Genomic DNA, 14,393 nt, shown 5'->3' with positions numbered 1-14,393 from the left:
ACCAAGGTATCAGGCGCCTCAGGCCATTGCAGGCGCCTGTTTCACTCCCAGTCAGACGTCGGCGGCAGGGATTTTCATCCCTGTCGGCCGGTGATTTTTATGCGATCAGGCCGCCTGTCCTCCCGCACCGCCGCCCGCATCGCCTCGGCGATCCGGTCGAAATCGCCGAGGCTGACCGGCAGCAGGCCAAAGCGGAAGGGATAGCCCCAGTTCCGCACCCCGGCGGTTAGCTCAAGCTGGCCCAGCAGCGGCAGGATCGGCGCCTCCTCGGCCGGCCACCAGGACACGTCGCGCCGGAAGGGGACGAAGCCGCCGCCCATGTCGAACTGGTAGGGCTCGCCCGGCAGGACGGTGCCGATCGCGGTGAAGGATTTCAGCCCGTCCGCTGCACCGAATTTGTCGGTGGGGGAGTAGTAGACCACCCGGTCGCCCGGCCGGATCCGCCGCAGCGGGGCCGCCTTGCCGTGGCAGACCTGTATGAAGCCGCCGGCGCGGCCGCGCCGCACATGCTCGGCGCTGGCGACTGCGATCCAGGCACCGGTCCGCGTGCTGCCGCTGCTCACGACCGCACCTGTTCGGCCTTGGCTTCGTGCTGGTTGGCTTCCTCACCCTGGTTGGGGGCGAACACGCGCAGGCGATGGCCGTCGGGGTCCTGTGCAACGAAGGTATGACCGAAATCCATCGCCGTCGGCGGCTGCAGGATGGTCAGGCCGCGGGCGCTCCAGTCGGCGTGGAGGTCGCGCACCGCGGCCTCGCCGGCGACGGTGAAGGCGATCTCGCCACCGCCGGGCATGGTCGCAGCCGGCTCCACCGTGTGGCGCGACCACAGGCCCAGCATCAGCCCATCACCCGCCTTGAACATGGCGAAGGTGGGGGAGGCTTCCACCGGCGGGCGGCCCAGCAGGTCGGCATAGAAGGCGGCGCTGGCGGCCGGGCTGTCGACATAGAGCAGGACGAAATCGAGGGCGAGGGCGGCGGTGTTGGTGGCGGTCTGGGTCGCGGTCATGGTCGGCTCCGGTCTTGAAGGATTGGGGTGGGGCGGTCGGTTCGGTTCGTTCCGTTCCGTTCGTCGCCCTCACCGGCAAAGCCAAGACTAAGCCGACATGCTGACAGTTTCCGTCAGCATCCCGTCAGCCCCATCCACCCATCATTGCGGGATGCCCTCCGCTGCGCGCCACTCCTTCAGCATCGCCTGTCGGCGGCGGGGATAGCGGGTCTCGCTGGTGGTCAGCGCCAGGATGCGGTCGGTGCGGAAATGGCGGAAGGACTGGCGCAGCTCGCACCATGCCACCATTACCCGCACCCGGTCGAAGAAGCCCAACGCGAACGGCCAGACGATGCGCCGGCTTTCCGACCCGTCGCGGTCGCGATAGGCGATCTCCAGCTTGCGCTCGGTCCGGATGGCGCTGCGGATGGTCGCCAATTCGGTATCCCCTGCGGCGATCGGTTCACCCGGGCCGACCAGCAGGGTGGAGCCGTCCAGCCCCTCCCGTTTGTCGGGCGGCAGCACCGCGGCGATCTTGGCGAGCGCATTGCGCGCCGCTCCACCCAGCCGGCTGTCGCCGCGGTCCACCACCCAGCGGGAGCCCAGCACCAGCGCCTCCAGCTCCTCCTCGGTGAACATCAGCGGCGGCAGCAGGAAGCCGGCGCGCAGGAGATAGCCGACCCCCGGTTCCCCCTCGATCATCGCGCCCTGCGCCTGCAGCGTGGCGATGTCGCGATAGAGCGTCCGCAGGCTGACCCCCAGCTCGTCGGCAAGCGACTTGCCGCTGACCGGCTGGCGATGCCGCCGCAGTACCTGCATCAGATCGAGGAGACGTTCGGCGCGCGACATGGGCAGGGCAGGGTGGGGATGGAAGGTTCCTGCATAGCATGGTGCCCGGACGGGAAGAATGCCGCTTGTCGCATCATCCCAGTGGCGTCATATCTGGAGAAACCGGAGTTTCTGGAGAAAGCTATGCCTGCCCGCACCATTTCGGCCTATGCGGACGAAGAAACCGCGCGGGTCGTGGAACAGATCGCCGAGTTGGAGGATCGGTCGCCGGCTCAGATCGCCGCTGCGGCGCTCCGTTTCTATGCCCGGCTGCCGTCCGAAGCCCGGGCGGCCTTCCGCCGGATAGAAAAGCTTGGGACGGAGGCGGATCTCGACACCCTGACCCGTGCCATCACGCGGAAGACTCTGGACGCGGAATGGGAAGTGGCGCATCGCCGCTTTATCGGTGGGATGATCAATGTACCGGTTTCGGCCACGGACGAACCCGTGAACGAGGATGATCTGCTGGCGGAAGCCGTGCGTCTGACGCAGTGATCGCACCCCAATGGCGCAGTCCGTCCTGAATCTCTGCCTGGATTTGAACATCTGGTGCGCCGCGTTCCTGGCCGATCGGAAAGGCGCCAGAAATACGGCCTCGCAAACTCTGGTCGACATGGTCCGGTCAGGTCAGGCTGCCGATCTTCCGCTGCAGTTGATCGTGTCGTGGGGGATGCTGACCCGGTTGCGCAAGGTCTTTGAAGTGGACTGGGGCGTTCCGCGTCCGACGGTTGACCTGCTGGTCGAAACGATCGCCGGTTATGCCCGGCTTGGTCCGGCCGGAACGGCGCCGCACCTGACGCTCGGCGGTACTGGTCTGATGCCAATGCGTGACGAGGAGGATGCTCATGTCGTGGACACCGCCATCGCGGGTGGCGCGCATCTGTTGGTCACCGCCAACTTCGACGATTTTCTGGGGCTGAAGGGTCGGGTTTTGGAAGAGGGTCGGGTGGCGTTGGTGAATACCGCGAAGGCTCGTCTGATTGTCGCTCATCCGTTCCGAGCCGTCGAGTGGCTGCGTTCCGGCCAGCTTCCCGTCCCATAGAGTTCGACCACCCGGCAAGAAAAAAGGCGCTCTCCCGCGGGAGAGCGCCTTTTTCTTAAACCCGACGGATCACTCCGCCTTCTTGGTCAGGTCCTCGCCGGTGGTCTGGTCGACCTGCTTCATCGACAGCTTGACCTTGCCGCGGTCGTCGAAGCCGATGACCTTGACCTTCACCGAGTCACCCTGCGACACGACGTCCGACACCTTGCCGACGCGCTGCTGCGCCAGTTCGGAGATGTGGACGAGGCCGTCGCGCGAGCCCAGGAAGTTCACGAAGGCGCCGAAATCGACGACCTTCACAACCTTGCCGGTGTAGACGACGTTCATCTCCGGCTCGGCGACGATGCCCTTGATCCACTCGATGGCGGCGTCCGACTTCTTCTGGTCGACGGCCGAAACCTTGACGGTGCCGTCGTCGTCGATGTCGATCTTGGCGCCGGTCTGCTCCACGATCTCGCGGATCACCTTGCCGCCGGAGCCGATCACGTCGCGGATCTTCTCCTTCGGGATGTTGATGACGGTGATGCGCGGGGCGTTCTCGTTGACGCCTTCGCGGGCGCCGGTCAGCGCCTTGGCCATCTCGCCCAGGATGTGCAGGCGGCCGTCCTTGGCTTGGCCCAGCGCGATCTTCATGATCTCCTCGGTGATCGAGGTGATCTTGATGTCCATCTGCAGCGCGGTGACGCCGACCTCGGTGCCGGCGACCTTGAAGTCCATGTCGCCCAGGTGATCTTCGTCACCCAGGATGTCCGACAGGACGGCGAAGCCGCTGTCTTCCTTGATCAGGCCCATGGCGATGCCGGCGACCGGACGGGCCAGCGGCGCGCCGGCGTCCATCAGCGACAGCGAGGTGCCGCAGACGGTGGCCATCGAGGAGGAGCCGTTGGACTCCGTGACTTCCGACACGACGCGCAGCGTGTAGGGGAAATCTTCCTTCTTCGGCAGCAGCGGGTGGATCGCGCGCCAAGCCAGCTTGCCGTGGCCGATCTCGCGGCGGCCCGGGCTGCCCATGCGGCCGGCTTCACCCACCGAGTACGGGGGGAAGTTGTAGTGCAGCATGAAGTGCTCGCGGTACTCGCCCTCGAGCGCGTCGATGATCTGCTCGTCCTGGCTGGTGCCCAGCGTGGTGACGACCAGCGCCTGGGTTTCGCCGCGGGTGAACAGGGCCGAACCGTGGGCGCGCGGCAGGATGCCGACTTCCGACACGATCGGGCGCACGGTCTTGGTGTCGCGGCCGTCGATGCGGCGGCCGGTCTTCAGGACGGCGCCGCGCAGGATGTCGGCCTCAAGCTCCTTGAACTCGAAACCGATCGACTGGGCGTCGAATTCCTCGGCCAGCGTCTCGAGGGCCTTCGCCTTGGCGGCGCCGACCTTCTCATAGCGGCTCTGCTTCACCGTCTCGGTGTAGGCGGCCTCGACGTCCGACCCGACAGTCTCGCGCAGGCGGGCCTTCAGGGCCTTGCGGTCATAGGCCGGCTCCGGCAGGTCCCACGGGTCCTTGGCGGCTTCCTCGGCCAGGTCGATGATCATGTTGATCACCGGCTGGAAGTTGGTGTGGCCGAACATGACGGCGCCCAGCATGACCTCTTCGGTCAGCTCCTTGGCTTCCGATTCGACCATCAGCACGCCTTCGACGGTGCCGGCGACGACCAGATCCAGGTCGCTGTCCTCGACCTCGTCCATGGTCGGGTTCAGGATGTACTGGCCGTTCTTGTAGCCGACGCGGGCGGCGCCGATCGGACCCAGGAACGGGATGCCGGAGATCGTCAGGGCGGCCGAGGCGCCGACCATCGCCACGATGTCCGGATCGTTCTCCAGATCATGGCTCAGCACGGTGCAGACGACCTGCGTCTCGTTGCGGAAGCCATCGGCGAACAGCGGACGGATCGGACGGTCGATCAGGCGGCTGACCAGCGTTTCCTTCTCGGTCGGACGGCCTTCGCGCTTGAAGAAGCCGCCGGGAATCTTGCCGGCCGCGAACGCCTTTTCCTGGTAATTGACGGTCAGCGGGAAGAAATCGACGCCCGGCTTCGGCGCCTTGGCGGCGACTGCGGTGCACAGGACGGTGGTGTCACCATAGGTGACCAGAACCGCGCCGTTGGCCTGACGGGCGATCTTGCCCGTTTCCAGGACCAGCTTGCGCCCGCCCCATTCGATTTCTTTGCGATGAACAGTGAACATGGATTCTTTCCTTCCATCCGACACCCTGCAACGGCCGGATTGCCGCCCAAGGCCGGGGCCATCGGTCGTAGGACCCCGCGAGAAAACTGGAGATGTGGTGTTCGACAACAGGACTAAACGAATCAAGATAGAAGTGTCGTGGATGCAAAAAAGGCCGGTCCCCGAATAATCGGGCCGGCCTGTCCGTCACGAAACGCTCAAGATCGAGTTTCTATTGCCAATAACCAATGAGGTGTTCCGGAACGATACAGGGAAAAGGCAGCTTCGATGGTCTGCTGGACTGGGCGGGAAACCCCCGGCCGGTGGCCGGCCAGGGGAACCCGAACCCGTCAGCGGGACAGCGCGCCTGATTAGCGGCGCAGGCCCAGACGCTCGATCAGAGCGGCGTAGCGCGACTGATCCTTCTTCTTCAGGTAGTCGAGCAGACGGCGGCGCTGACCGACCATCACCAGCAGACCACGGCGGGAGTGGAAGTCCTTCTTGTGGCCCTTCAGGTGATCCGTCAGGTTGCTGATGCGCTCCGTCAGGATCGACACCTGGACCTCGGGCGAACCGGTGTCGTTGGTGCCGCGGGAAAATTCCTTGATCAGCTCTTGCTTGCGCTCGGGCGTAATCGACATCGGGGTCTCCTAAATCACGTGAGGTTGAGTACGCGCACCGGACGGACCTCCGCCCCCTCGACACGGGCCAACGCAACCGGCGTTCCGCCGAAAAGGGCAATGACGGTGCCATCCCCACCGTCAGCACCCTGAACCGCCATCAGGCGTTCACGATCCTGCCGGGTGAGGAGAGCGACCGTCTGGCCGTGCCTCAGTCGGTGCGCTTCCGCTTCCGTCAGGGCCAGCGCCGGGATGTCGTCCAGCGCGGTCTCGATCGGCAACAGAAGTCGTTCGACGGCCGCACCTTGCTCCATGGCGGCCAGTTCGTCCAGGGAAATCGCGCGGTCCAGCGTGAAGGAGCCGACGCGCAAACGGCGCAGAAGCCCGACATGGCCGACCGTGCCAAGCGCTTCCGACAGGTCGCGGGCGAGCGAGCGGACATAGGTGCCCTTGCCGCAATCGACCTCGAACACCGCATGGTCGGCGTCCGGTTCCTCGACCAGCTCGAAGCGGTCGATGCGCACGGTGCGGGCGGCCAGATCGACCGCGTCGCCTTCGCGCGCGATGTCATAGGCACGCTCGCCGTCAATCTTGATGGCGCAGAACTGCGGCGGCACCTGCTGGATCTCGCCCAGAAAGGCGGGCAGGGCGGCGCGGATCTGCTCGGTCGTCGGCCGGTGGTCGGAGCGGTCGATCACCGCGCCTTCGCGGTCGTCGGTGGTGGTGCGCTCGCCCCAGCGGATGGAGAAGCGGTAGGTCTTGGCGCCGTCCATGGCATAGGAGACGGTCTTGGTCGCCTCGCCCAGCGCGATCGGCAGGATACCGGTCGCCAGCGGGTCCAGCGTGCCGCCATGCCCGGCCTTCTCGGCGTTCAGCAGGCGGCGCACCTTCGAAAGCGCCTGGGTGGAGGTCATGCCTTCCGGCTTGTCCAGCACGATCCAGCCATGGATCGGCGTACCCTTGCGCTTACGAGCCACGACGGCCGCCCCGGCTCTCGTCCCCGCCTTCGCCCTCGCCCTTATCCTCGCCCTTGTCCTCATCGTCGAGCATGGCGTGGTCGTCTTCGTCGAGGTCGTCGTCCTCGTCCGTCTCGTCCGGGCCGAGATCGTCGCCGTCCTCATCCCAGGAGTCGTCCTCGTCCTCATCCTCGTCATGGTCGTCGTCGCCGTTGACGCGGCCCAGCGGATGGCCGCTCAGGTCGCGGGCGACTTCCGGGCTGTGCAGGATGCTGTCGATGCGGTGGGCATAGTCGAAGGAGGTGTCGGCCTCGAAGCTCAGCGTCGGTGCATGGCGCAGGTTGACCATGCGCGCGACCTGCCCGCGCAGGAAGGCGGCCGCCCGCTTCAGGGCGACCTGGGCCTCCTCCATCCGCTCGCCGCCCAGCGTCGAATAGAAGACAGTGGCGTTCGACAGGTCGGGGCTGATCCGCACCTCGGTGACCGTGACGTTCAGCGAGGCCAGCTCCGGATCGTGGAAGTCCCCGCGGCGGAACAGGTCGGCGAGGGCGTGGCGCACCTCCTCGCCGACGCGCAGTTGCCGTTGGGACGGGGGCTTGCCGGCGATGAACGCGCCGCGCTTCTTGCTGGCCATGGTACGTGTCTTTCGTCGATGTCTCTTGCCGGGCTGCTTCAGCTCACCGGCCGATCACACACATATTGGCGTCGTCAGTTTCCCACCCCAGCCATCTCCGCCGGGCGGAAGCAGGGCGTTGGCGATCACCCCAATATAGGAACAGGGCGCAGGACTGATCCCGCGCCCTTCAAAGCGAAGAAGGTCGCCCGGCCCGCTCCGGTGAAAACACCGGAAGGGGCCGGGCGGGCCGTCGGTCTTACAGCTCGCGGGCGATTTCCTCGATCTCGAAGGCTTCGATCTGATCGCCGGCCTGGATGTTGTCGTAGTTCTCGAAGGCCATGCCGCACTCGTAACCCTCGCGCACTTCCTTGACTTCGTCCTTGAAGCGCTTGAGCGTCTTGAGCGTGCCTTCGTGAATGACGACGTTGTCGCGCAGCAGGCGGACGCCGGCGCCGCGCTTGACGGTGCCCTGCGTGACCATACAACCGGCGACCTTGCCGACCTTCGTGATGTTGAACACCTCGCGGATGGTCGCGTAGCCGATGAAGCGTTCCCGCAGCGTCGGAGACAAGAGACCGGTCAGCGCCGCCTTCACGTCGTCGATCACGTTGTAGATGATCGAGTAGTAGCGGATTTCGACGCCGTCGCGCTTGGCGAGGTCGCGGGCCTGCGGGTTGGCGCGGACGTTGAAGCCGATGATCATCGCGTTGGACGCATTCGCCAGCGTGATGTCGGACTCGTTGATCGCACCGACCGAGTTGTGCAGAACGCGGACCTTGACCTCGGTGTTCTCGGCCGTGAGCTTCTCCAGCGAGCTGGCGATGGCTTCGATCGAGCCCTGCACGTCGCCCTTGATGACGACCGGCAGTTCCTTGGCCTCGCCGGCCTGGATGCGGCTGAACATGTCCTGCAGCGAACCGCGGGCGGAGGCCGCAACCACCGCTTCGCGCTTCTTGCGCTGGCGGAACTCGGCGATCTCGCGGGCACGGGCTTCGGACTCGACGACGGTGAAGTCGTCGCCGGCCATCGGCGTGCCGTTCAGGCCCAGGACCTCGACCGGGACGGCCGGGGCCGCCTCGTTGACGTTCTGGCCGCGGTCGTTGATGAGGGCGCGGACGCGGCCCCATTCGGCGCCGGTCACGAACACGTCGCCGACCTTCAGCGTACCGCGCTGGACCAGCACGGTGGCGACCGAACCACGGCCACGCTCCAGCTTCGCCTCGATGACGACGCCCTCGGCGGCGCGCTCGGGGTTGGCCCGCAGTTCCAGGATTTCGGCCTGGAGAAGGATGGCCTCTTCCAGCTTGTGCAGGTTCAGCTTCGCCTTGGCCGACACCTCGACGTCGAGCACGTCGCCGCCCATCTCCTCGACCACCAGCTCGTGCTGGAGCAGTTCCTGGCGGACACGCTCCGGACGGGCGTCCGGCAGGTCGCACTTGTTGATGGCGACGATGATCGGAACCTTGGCCGCCTTGGCGTGGCGGATGGCCTCGATCGTCTGCGGCATGACGCCGTCGTTCGCGGCGACCACCAGCACGACCACGTCGGTGACGTTGGCGCCGCGGGCACGCATCTCGGTGAAGGCGGCGTGACCCGGCGTGTCGATGAAGGTGATGCGCGAACCCGACTCCAGCTGCACCTGATAGGCGCCGATGTGCTGGGTGATGCCGCCGGCCTCGCCCGACACCACGTCGGTCTGGCGCAGCGCGTCGAGCAGCGACGTCTTGCCGTGGTCGACGTGGCCCATGATGGTGACGACCGGCGGACGCGGCACCAGGATGGCGCCCTCTTCCTCGGTGGCACGCAGGCCGATTTCGACGTCGGACTCCGACACGCGGCGGACGCGGTGGCCGAACTCGGTGATGACCAGCTCGGCGGTGTCGGCGTCGATGGTCTGGTTGATGGTCGCCATCACGCCCATGCGCATCAGCGCCTTGATGACGTCGGCGCCACGCTCGGCCATGCGGTTGGCCAGCTCCTGGACGGTGATGACCTCCGGCAGGACGACGTCGCGGGTGACCTTCGCGGTCTCCTGACGGCTCATCTGCCGCAGGCGCTCACGTTCGCGGGCACGGCGGACGGCGGCCAGAGACCGGGTGCGGTCGCCACCGTCGTCGCTGAGCGCCTGCGAGACGGTCAGCTTGGTGCCCTTGCGGCGGTCGGCGCCGGCGGGAGCCTTGGCGGCGGGACGGGCGGGAGCGGCCTTGGCCGGAGCGCCGCCACGACCGCCCTTGCGGCGGTTGTCGTCCTCTTCCTCGACAGCGCGGGGGGCCGGAGCACCGGCACCGGGCAGCGTGCGGCCGGGAGCGGCATCGGCGGCGGGACGGCCGGCGGCACCACCGGGGCGCTGGTCGCCGGCCGGACGGGCACCGGCCGGACGCGCGCCGTCACGGCCCGCACCGTCGCGGGCGCCATCGCGGCGGGGCGCCGGTTCGGCGTCGCGACGCTTGGCGTCCTCGGCTTCCTTGCGCTTGGCCTCTTCCTCCTTGCGGCGGCGTTCGGCCTCTTCGGCGACCTTGCGGTCCGCTTCCTGGATGGCGCGCATCTCGTCCAGCTCGCGCTGGCGCAAGGTCTCGGCATCCAGAATGATCGGCGGCATTTCCGGCGCAGCCTGGGCCGGGGCTTCCGCGGCGGCCGGAGCGGCGGCTTCGGAGGGGGCGGCCGGAGCGGCTTCAGGCTCTTCGGCGGCGCGGGCGGCGGCCTCGGCGGCGCGCGCTTCGGCGCGAACCGCTTCTTCCTCGGCCTCGATCCGGCGCTGCTCTTCGAACGCAGCGGCGCCACGAAGCGCACGCAAGCGCGATTCCAGCTCCTCGCGGGTCAGCTGGCGCCCGGCAGGGGCACCGCCGCCGCGGGGCCGTTGGCCCTGCGCACCGCGCATGGGCAGGCCCTGGGCAGCTTGACGCGCGGCGGCGCCGCCGTCGGCGACGCCGGGCACGGCGCCCTTTTCAACATGACGCTTGCGCTTGACCTCTACGGTCACCGCTTTTGACCGGCCATGGGAGAAGCTCTGCCGGACCTGGGTCTCGACCGGCTTCTTCGACTCCAGCTTTCCTTTGCTGGCGCCGGTTAGGTGCAAGACTTTCTTCTGGTCCTGGTCGTTGCTGTCGGTCATCGGTTCCCGAATGGTCAGACGTTACATCGCAGGCCGGCCGGCCGTATCGCCGACTCCCAAGCCCTTATCAGAATCCTGGTGCGCATCCCGGTCCCCTTGGGGACCTTTCAGGTCCAGGTGCCCCCGGGGACCTTTCAGCCCCCTCAGGCGTGCCGCTTCGCGGACCAGCCCAGCGGCCAGCCTGCCTCGCGCCACCACGGCATGCACCGCATGATCGCGTCCCAGCGCCGCGGCCAAGGCCGAGGACTCGAACAGATCGATCACCGGCAGCGACGGCGCGAGCGCCGTCACCTTGCCGCGTTGGTCGAGCGAGCCGTCCGCGGCTTCGACCAGCAGGGCCGGCGGGGGACCCGCACGGCCGACCTGGTTGGCCCTCAACGCCTCGCGCACCTTCTCGTATCCCGCCAGGACGTGGCCGGCACGGCGGGCAAGGCCCAACGCGTGCAGACAACGCCGTTCCAGCAGCCGTTCCAGCCTTTCGGCCAGATCGGGCGGTACTTTCACCGCCCGGCGGGCCGCCTTGGCAAAAACGGATTTCCCCATGGCTTTCGCCAGGGCATCCCTGTCGGCCGTGACCCAAAGGCCGCGGCCGGGCAGATTTTCCTCCAGGTCCGGCACCACCTCGCCGTCGGGGCCGATCACGAAGCGGATCATGCCCTCTTTCGGCCCGACCGTACCCGACGCGATGCAGCGGCGCAGAGGCCCCTTCTCGTCGTCGGCCGGCAGGCGGTCCGTCCCGGCACCGTCATCCGGTGCCAATTCCTGATCCGGCACCGCATCCGCGGCGGCGGTCGGTGTCCGTTCGTCGTTCCGTTCGGTCATCCGATCGTCATCCGCTCGCGCGGTCCCGAATAATCGTTCCTGTCGGGCGCAGTTCCAACCGGCATTGCTGCCGGTCAGGCCTGCGCGCCCTGACCACCGGCGCTGCCATCTGCCGCAGGGGCCGTGGCGGCGCCGTCCTGTTCCTCACCCTCGAACCAGTGGGCGCGCGCGGCCATGATGATCGCGTTCGCTTCCTCTTCGGTGGGAGCGTCCTTGGCGCCGTCCTTGCTCAGGATCTCGACCAGCTCGTCGCCGGCCAGATCGGCCAGGTCGTCCAGCGTCTTCACGCCGTTCTCGCCCAGCTTCACCAGCTGCGTGGCGGTGAAGCCGGTCAGCTCGGCGACGATGTCCTCGACGCCCAGTTCCAGGCGACGCTCGTTGGCCTGCTCGTCCTGCACTTCCAGGAAGGCGAGGGCGCGCTGCTTCAGCTCGTCGGCGACCGACTCGTCGAAGCCTTCGATCTCGGCCAGTTCCTCGGTCTCGACGAAGGCGATCTCCTCGACGGAGGTGAAGCCTTCGGCGACCAGAAGGTGGGCAATCACGTCGTCGACATCCAGGGCCTGCATGAACAGGGCGGAGCGGTTGTGGATTTCCTCCGACCGGCGCTCCGACTCTTCCTGTTCGGTCAGGATGTCGATGTCCCAGCCGGTCAGCATCGAGGCGAGGCGCACATTCTGGCCGCGGCGGCCGATGGCCAGCGACAGCTGGTCGTCGGGCACCACCACCTCGATGCGGCGGTTGTCGTCGTCGAGCACGACCTTGGCGACCTCGGCCGGGGCGAGCGCGTTGACGACGAAGGTCGCCGCCTCGCCCGACCACGGGATGATATCGATCTTCTCGCCCTGCAACTCGCCGACGACCGCCTGGACGCGGCTGCCGCGCATGCCGACGCAGGCGCCGACCGGGTCGATGGAGCTGTCGTTGCTGTGCACGGCGATCTTGGCGCGCGACCCCGGATCACGGGCGACCGCCCGGATCTCGATGATGCCGTCGTAGATCTCCGGCACTTCCTGGGCGAACAGCTTCGCCATGAACATGGGATGCGTGCGCGACAGGAAGATCTGCGGCCCGCGCGGTTCCTCGCGGACGTCGAAGATATAGGCGCGGACGCGGTCGCCGTTCTTGAAATGCTCGCGCGGCAGCAGTTCGTCGCGGCGCAGGATCGCTTCGGCGCGGCCCAGGTCGACGGTGACGTTGCCGTATTCGACGCGCTTGACCAGACCGTTGACGATCTCGCCGTTGCGGTCCTTGTACTCGTTGAACTGGCGCTTGCGCTCGGCGTCGCGCACCTTCTGCACGATCACCTGCTTGGCGGTCTGGGCGGCGATGCGGCCGAAATCGATCGGCGGCAGCGGGTCGACCAGGAAGTCGCCGATCTTGGCGCCGGGCTTGCGGCGCTGGGCGTAGGGCAGGGTGACCTGCGTCGCCTCGTTCTCCACCGCCTCGACCACCTCCAGGTGACGGGTCAGATGGATGTCGCCGGTCTTGCGATCGATGCGGGCGCGGATGTCGTGCTCGTGGCCGTACTTGGAGCGGCCGGCCTTCTGAATCGCCTGCTCCATCGCCTCCAGGACTTCGTCCCGGTCGATGTTCTTTTCGCGGGCGACCGCGTCAGCGACTTGCAGCAGTTCCATCCGTTACACTTCCTGAGTCGGTCTTGTGTGATGCCGGTCTTGCGTGATGTCCGGTCGGGTCGGCGGGGTGGGGGCAGGCAATCCAGGCCAGGCAGTCCGATGGCGCGTCCTGATGGACGGGTCCGTCAGTTCTGCAGGCCCTCCTGCTGCTCCTGGCTGGCGCGGATCAGCTCGTCCGTCAGCACCAGCTTGGCGCGCAGGATATTGTCGAACTCCAGCCGGGCGGCTCCCTGTTCGGTGTCGATGCACACGAGGCCGTCCTCGACGCCCTTCAGCATGCCTTTGAAGCGCTTGCGGCCGTCGATGGCCATGCGGCTTTCCAGCCGGGCTTCGAAGCCGGCGAAGCGCTCGAAATCCTTGAGCCGGGTCAGCGGCCGGTCGATGCCGGGCGAGCTGACTTCCAGCGTGTAAGCCTCGCGGATCGGGTCTTCCACGTCCAGCAGGGCCGAAACGGAACGGCTGATGTCGGCACAATCCTCGACGGTCATGGGCGCGCCGTCGGCGCGCTCCGCCATGATCTGGAGGATCGCCCGCTGGCCGCCGGAGATCTGTACGCGCACGACCTCATAGCCCATGGCTTCGACCGACGGCGTGATGATCTGTTCGATGCGACCTGTAGCGTCCATTCCACCTAACCCAAAGCCTGCGGCCGGGATCGAACCGGACGAGGTTTCCACAACAGAAGGTTCAACAAGCGCGTGCTTCCACACGCTCATAAAAAAATAAGTGGGCAAAAGCCCACCCGCAAAGCGTCTCGCCGGCCCGGTTGCCCGGGCCGCCGATCCGTATGGGTTCTCAGCGGTGAATATAGTCATTCCGTCCGATGCCGCAAGCCTTTTCCGGTCCGATCGCCGTGCTCGGCCGGAATCTCAAGCGGAACGGGTATGCGTCAGCCCCGCGGGCGGCGGACGAACCGCATGAAGACCGGCTTGCGGCCGGCGGCGATGGCCTTTTCCTCATAGCGGGTGGCGGGCCAGTCGTCGGGGCGGATGCGCCAGTCCGACGGGCGGCGCGCCGTCCACTCGAAATCGGGATGATTGACCGTGTGTTCAAGCATCCAGCGCACCAGACCCATGTCGTCGCTGGCCAGACGCAGCTCCGCGCCGTCCTTCAGCACGCGGGCGAGCCGCGGCAGGTTCTCCGGCCCGATGAAGCGGCGGTCGGCGTGGCGCTTCTTCGGCCAGGGGTCGGCGAACAGCACGAAGGCGCGGCCGATGGAGGCGTCGGGCAGGGCGTCCAGCAGCGGCCGGGCGTCGTCGGGCTGGATGCGCACATTCCGCAGATCGTCGTCATCGACCATGCCCAGCAGGCCGGCGATGCCGTTGAGGAAGGGTTCCGCGCCGATGAAGCCGACATCCGGATGGTGCCCGGCCTGCCAGGCGAGGTGATGGCCCATGCCGAACCCGACCTCCAGCCAGACCTCCCGTTTCGGGCTGTCGAACAGGCCGGCGGGGTTCAGCCTGTCGCCGGGCTGCGGCAGCGTGATCTGGAGCTGCGGCAGCAGAACGTCGATCAGTTCCGTCCGGCGCTTGCGCAACGGCCGGCCCTTGCGGCGCCCGAACAGGCGGTTGGAGCTTTCGGCGAGGGGGCCGGAGTTGCTGTCGTCGGTCATGTCGGA

General features: G+C 67.3%; 13 protein-coding genes and 1 pseudogene. 2 read left to right on the top strand and 12 right to left on the bottom strand.

Annotated elements, in window-relative coordinates; all coding sequences use genetic code 11:
• Positions 1-74: 74 nt before the first annotated feature.
• The 3 genes from TSH20_RS11775 to TSH20_RS11765 form a co-directional block, all read right to left on the bottom strand.
• Positions 75-563 (bottom strand): EVE domain-containing protein, encoded by a 489-nt coding sequence (locus TSH20_RS11775; RefSeq protein ID WP_109074905.1) that lies wholly within the window; start codon positions 561-563, stop codon positions 75-77.
• Positions 560-1,006, bottom strand: coding sequence for a VOC family protein (locus TSH20_RS11770; protein ID WP_109074904.1), 447 nt, complete (start codon positions 1,004-1,006; stop codon positions 560-562). The genes TSH20_RS11775 and TSH20_RS11770 overlap by 4 nt, the downstream gene beginning before the upstream one ends.
• Positions 1,007-1,147: 141 nt before the next feature.
• Entirely contained in the window at positions 1,148-1,834 is a 687-nt protein-coding gene (locus TSH20_RS11765; RefSeq protein WP_109074903.1) for a YafY family protein, read from the bottom strand.
• Between the two features lie 123 nt (positions 1,835-1,957).
• On the opposite strand from TSH20_RS11765, the gene TSH20_RS11760 reads away from it, so the two are divergent.
• Positions 1,958-2,308 carry a hypothetical protein gene (locus TSH20_RS11760; protein ID WP_109074902.1) on the top strand — a complete coding sequence of 117 codons (351 nt, stop codon included), beginning with the start codon at positions 1,958-1,960 and terminating at the stop codon, positions 2,306-2,308.
• Between the two features lie 10 nt (positions 2,309-2,318).
• A complete protein-coding gene (locus TSH20_RS11755) occupies positions 2,319-2,855 on the top strand; it encodes a PIN domain-containing protein (RefSeq protein ID WP_109074901.1) in 537 nt (178 codons plus the stop codon).
• A gap of 69 nt (positions 2,856-2,924) precedes the next feature.
• On the opposite strand, the gene pnp is transcribed toward TSH20_RS11755, so the two are convergent.
• The 9 genes and pseudogenes from pnp to TSH20_RS11710 form a co-directional block, all read right to left on the bottom strand.
• Entirely contained in the window at positions 2,925-5,036 is a 2,112-nt protein-coding gene (gene pnp, locus TSH20_RS11750) for a polyribonucleotide nucleotidyltransferase (RefSeq protein WP_109074900.1), read from the bottom strand.
• Between the two features lie 350 nt (positions 5,037-5,386).
• Positions 5,387-5,656: a 30S ribosomal protein S15 gene (rpsO, locus tag TSH20_RS11745; RefSeq protein ID WP_063635662.1), complete on the bottom strand. Its 270-nt coding sequence runs from the start codon at positions 5,654-5,656 to the stop codon at positions 5,387-5,389.
• A gap of 14 nt (positions 5,657-5,670) precedes the next feature.
• Positions 5,671-6,612 carry a tRNA pseudouridine(55) synthase TruB gene (gene truB, locus TSH20_RS11740; RefSeq protein WP_109074899.1) on the bottom strand — a complete coding sequence of 314 codons (942 nt, stop codon included), beginning with the start codon at positions 6,610-6,612 and terminating at the stop codon, positions 5,671-5,673.
• Positions 6,613-6,745: 133 nt separating this feature from the next.
• A pseudogene (gene rbfA, locus TSH20_RS11735) lies at positions 6,746-7,225 on the bottom strand (30S ribosome-binding factor RbfA); the annotation flags it as partial.
• Between the two features lie 238 nt (positions 7,226-7,463).
• Positions 7,464-10,319, bottom strand: a complete 2,856-nt coding sequence (gene infB, locus TSH20_RS11730; RefSeq protein ID WP_109074897.1) for a translation initiation factor IF-2 — start codon at positions 10,317-10,319, stop codon at positions 7,464-7,466.
• A 21-nt stretch (positions 10,320-10,340) separates the two neighbouring features.
• Positions 10,341-11,141, bottom strand: a complete 801-nt coding sequence (locus TSH20_RS11725) for an RNA-binding protein (RefSeq protein ID WP_109074896.1) — start codon at positions 11,139-11,141, stop codon at positions 10,341-10,343.
• A gap of 74 nt (positions 11,142-11,215) precedes the next feature.
• Positions 11,216-12,775 carry a transcription termination factor NusA gene (gene nusA, locus TSH20_RS11720; protein WP_109074895.1) on the bottom strand — a complete coding sequence of 520 codons (1,560 nt, stop codon included), beginning with the start codon at positions 12,773-12,775 and terminating at the stop codon, positions 11,216-11,218.
• Between the two features lie 125 nt (positions 12,776-12,900).
• Positions 12,901-13,401 (bottom strand): ribosome maturation factor RimP, encoded by a 501-nt coding sequence (gene rimP / locus TSH20_RS11715; RefSeq protein WP_085090529.1) that lies wholly within the window; start codon positions 13,399-13,401, stop codon positions 12,901-12,903.
• 263 nt (positions 13,402-13,664) lie between these two features.
• On the bottom strand, positions 13,665-14,387 hold the full coding sequence (locus TSH20_RS11710; protein ID WP_109074894.1) for a tRNA (guanine(46)-N(7))-methyltransferase TrmB: 723 nt from the start codon (positions 14,385-14,387) through the stop codon (positions 13,665-13,667).
• Positions 14,388-14,393 lie beyond the last annotated feature (6 nt).

It is taken from the genome of Azospirillum sp. TSH20, from assembly GCF_003115935.1.
In the GTDB taxonomy this organism is placed as follows: Bacteria; Pseudomonadota; Alphaproteobacteria; order Azospirillales; family Azospirillaceae; genus Azospirillum.
Note: the sequence above shows the minus strand (reverse complement) of the source record. Positions and strands in the feature narration are given on the sequence as shown.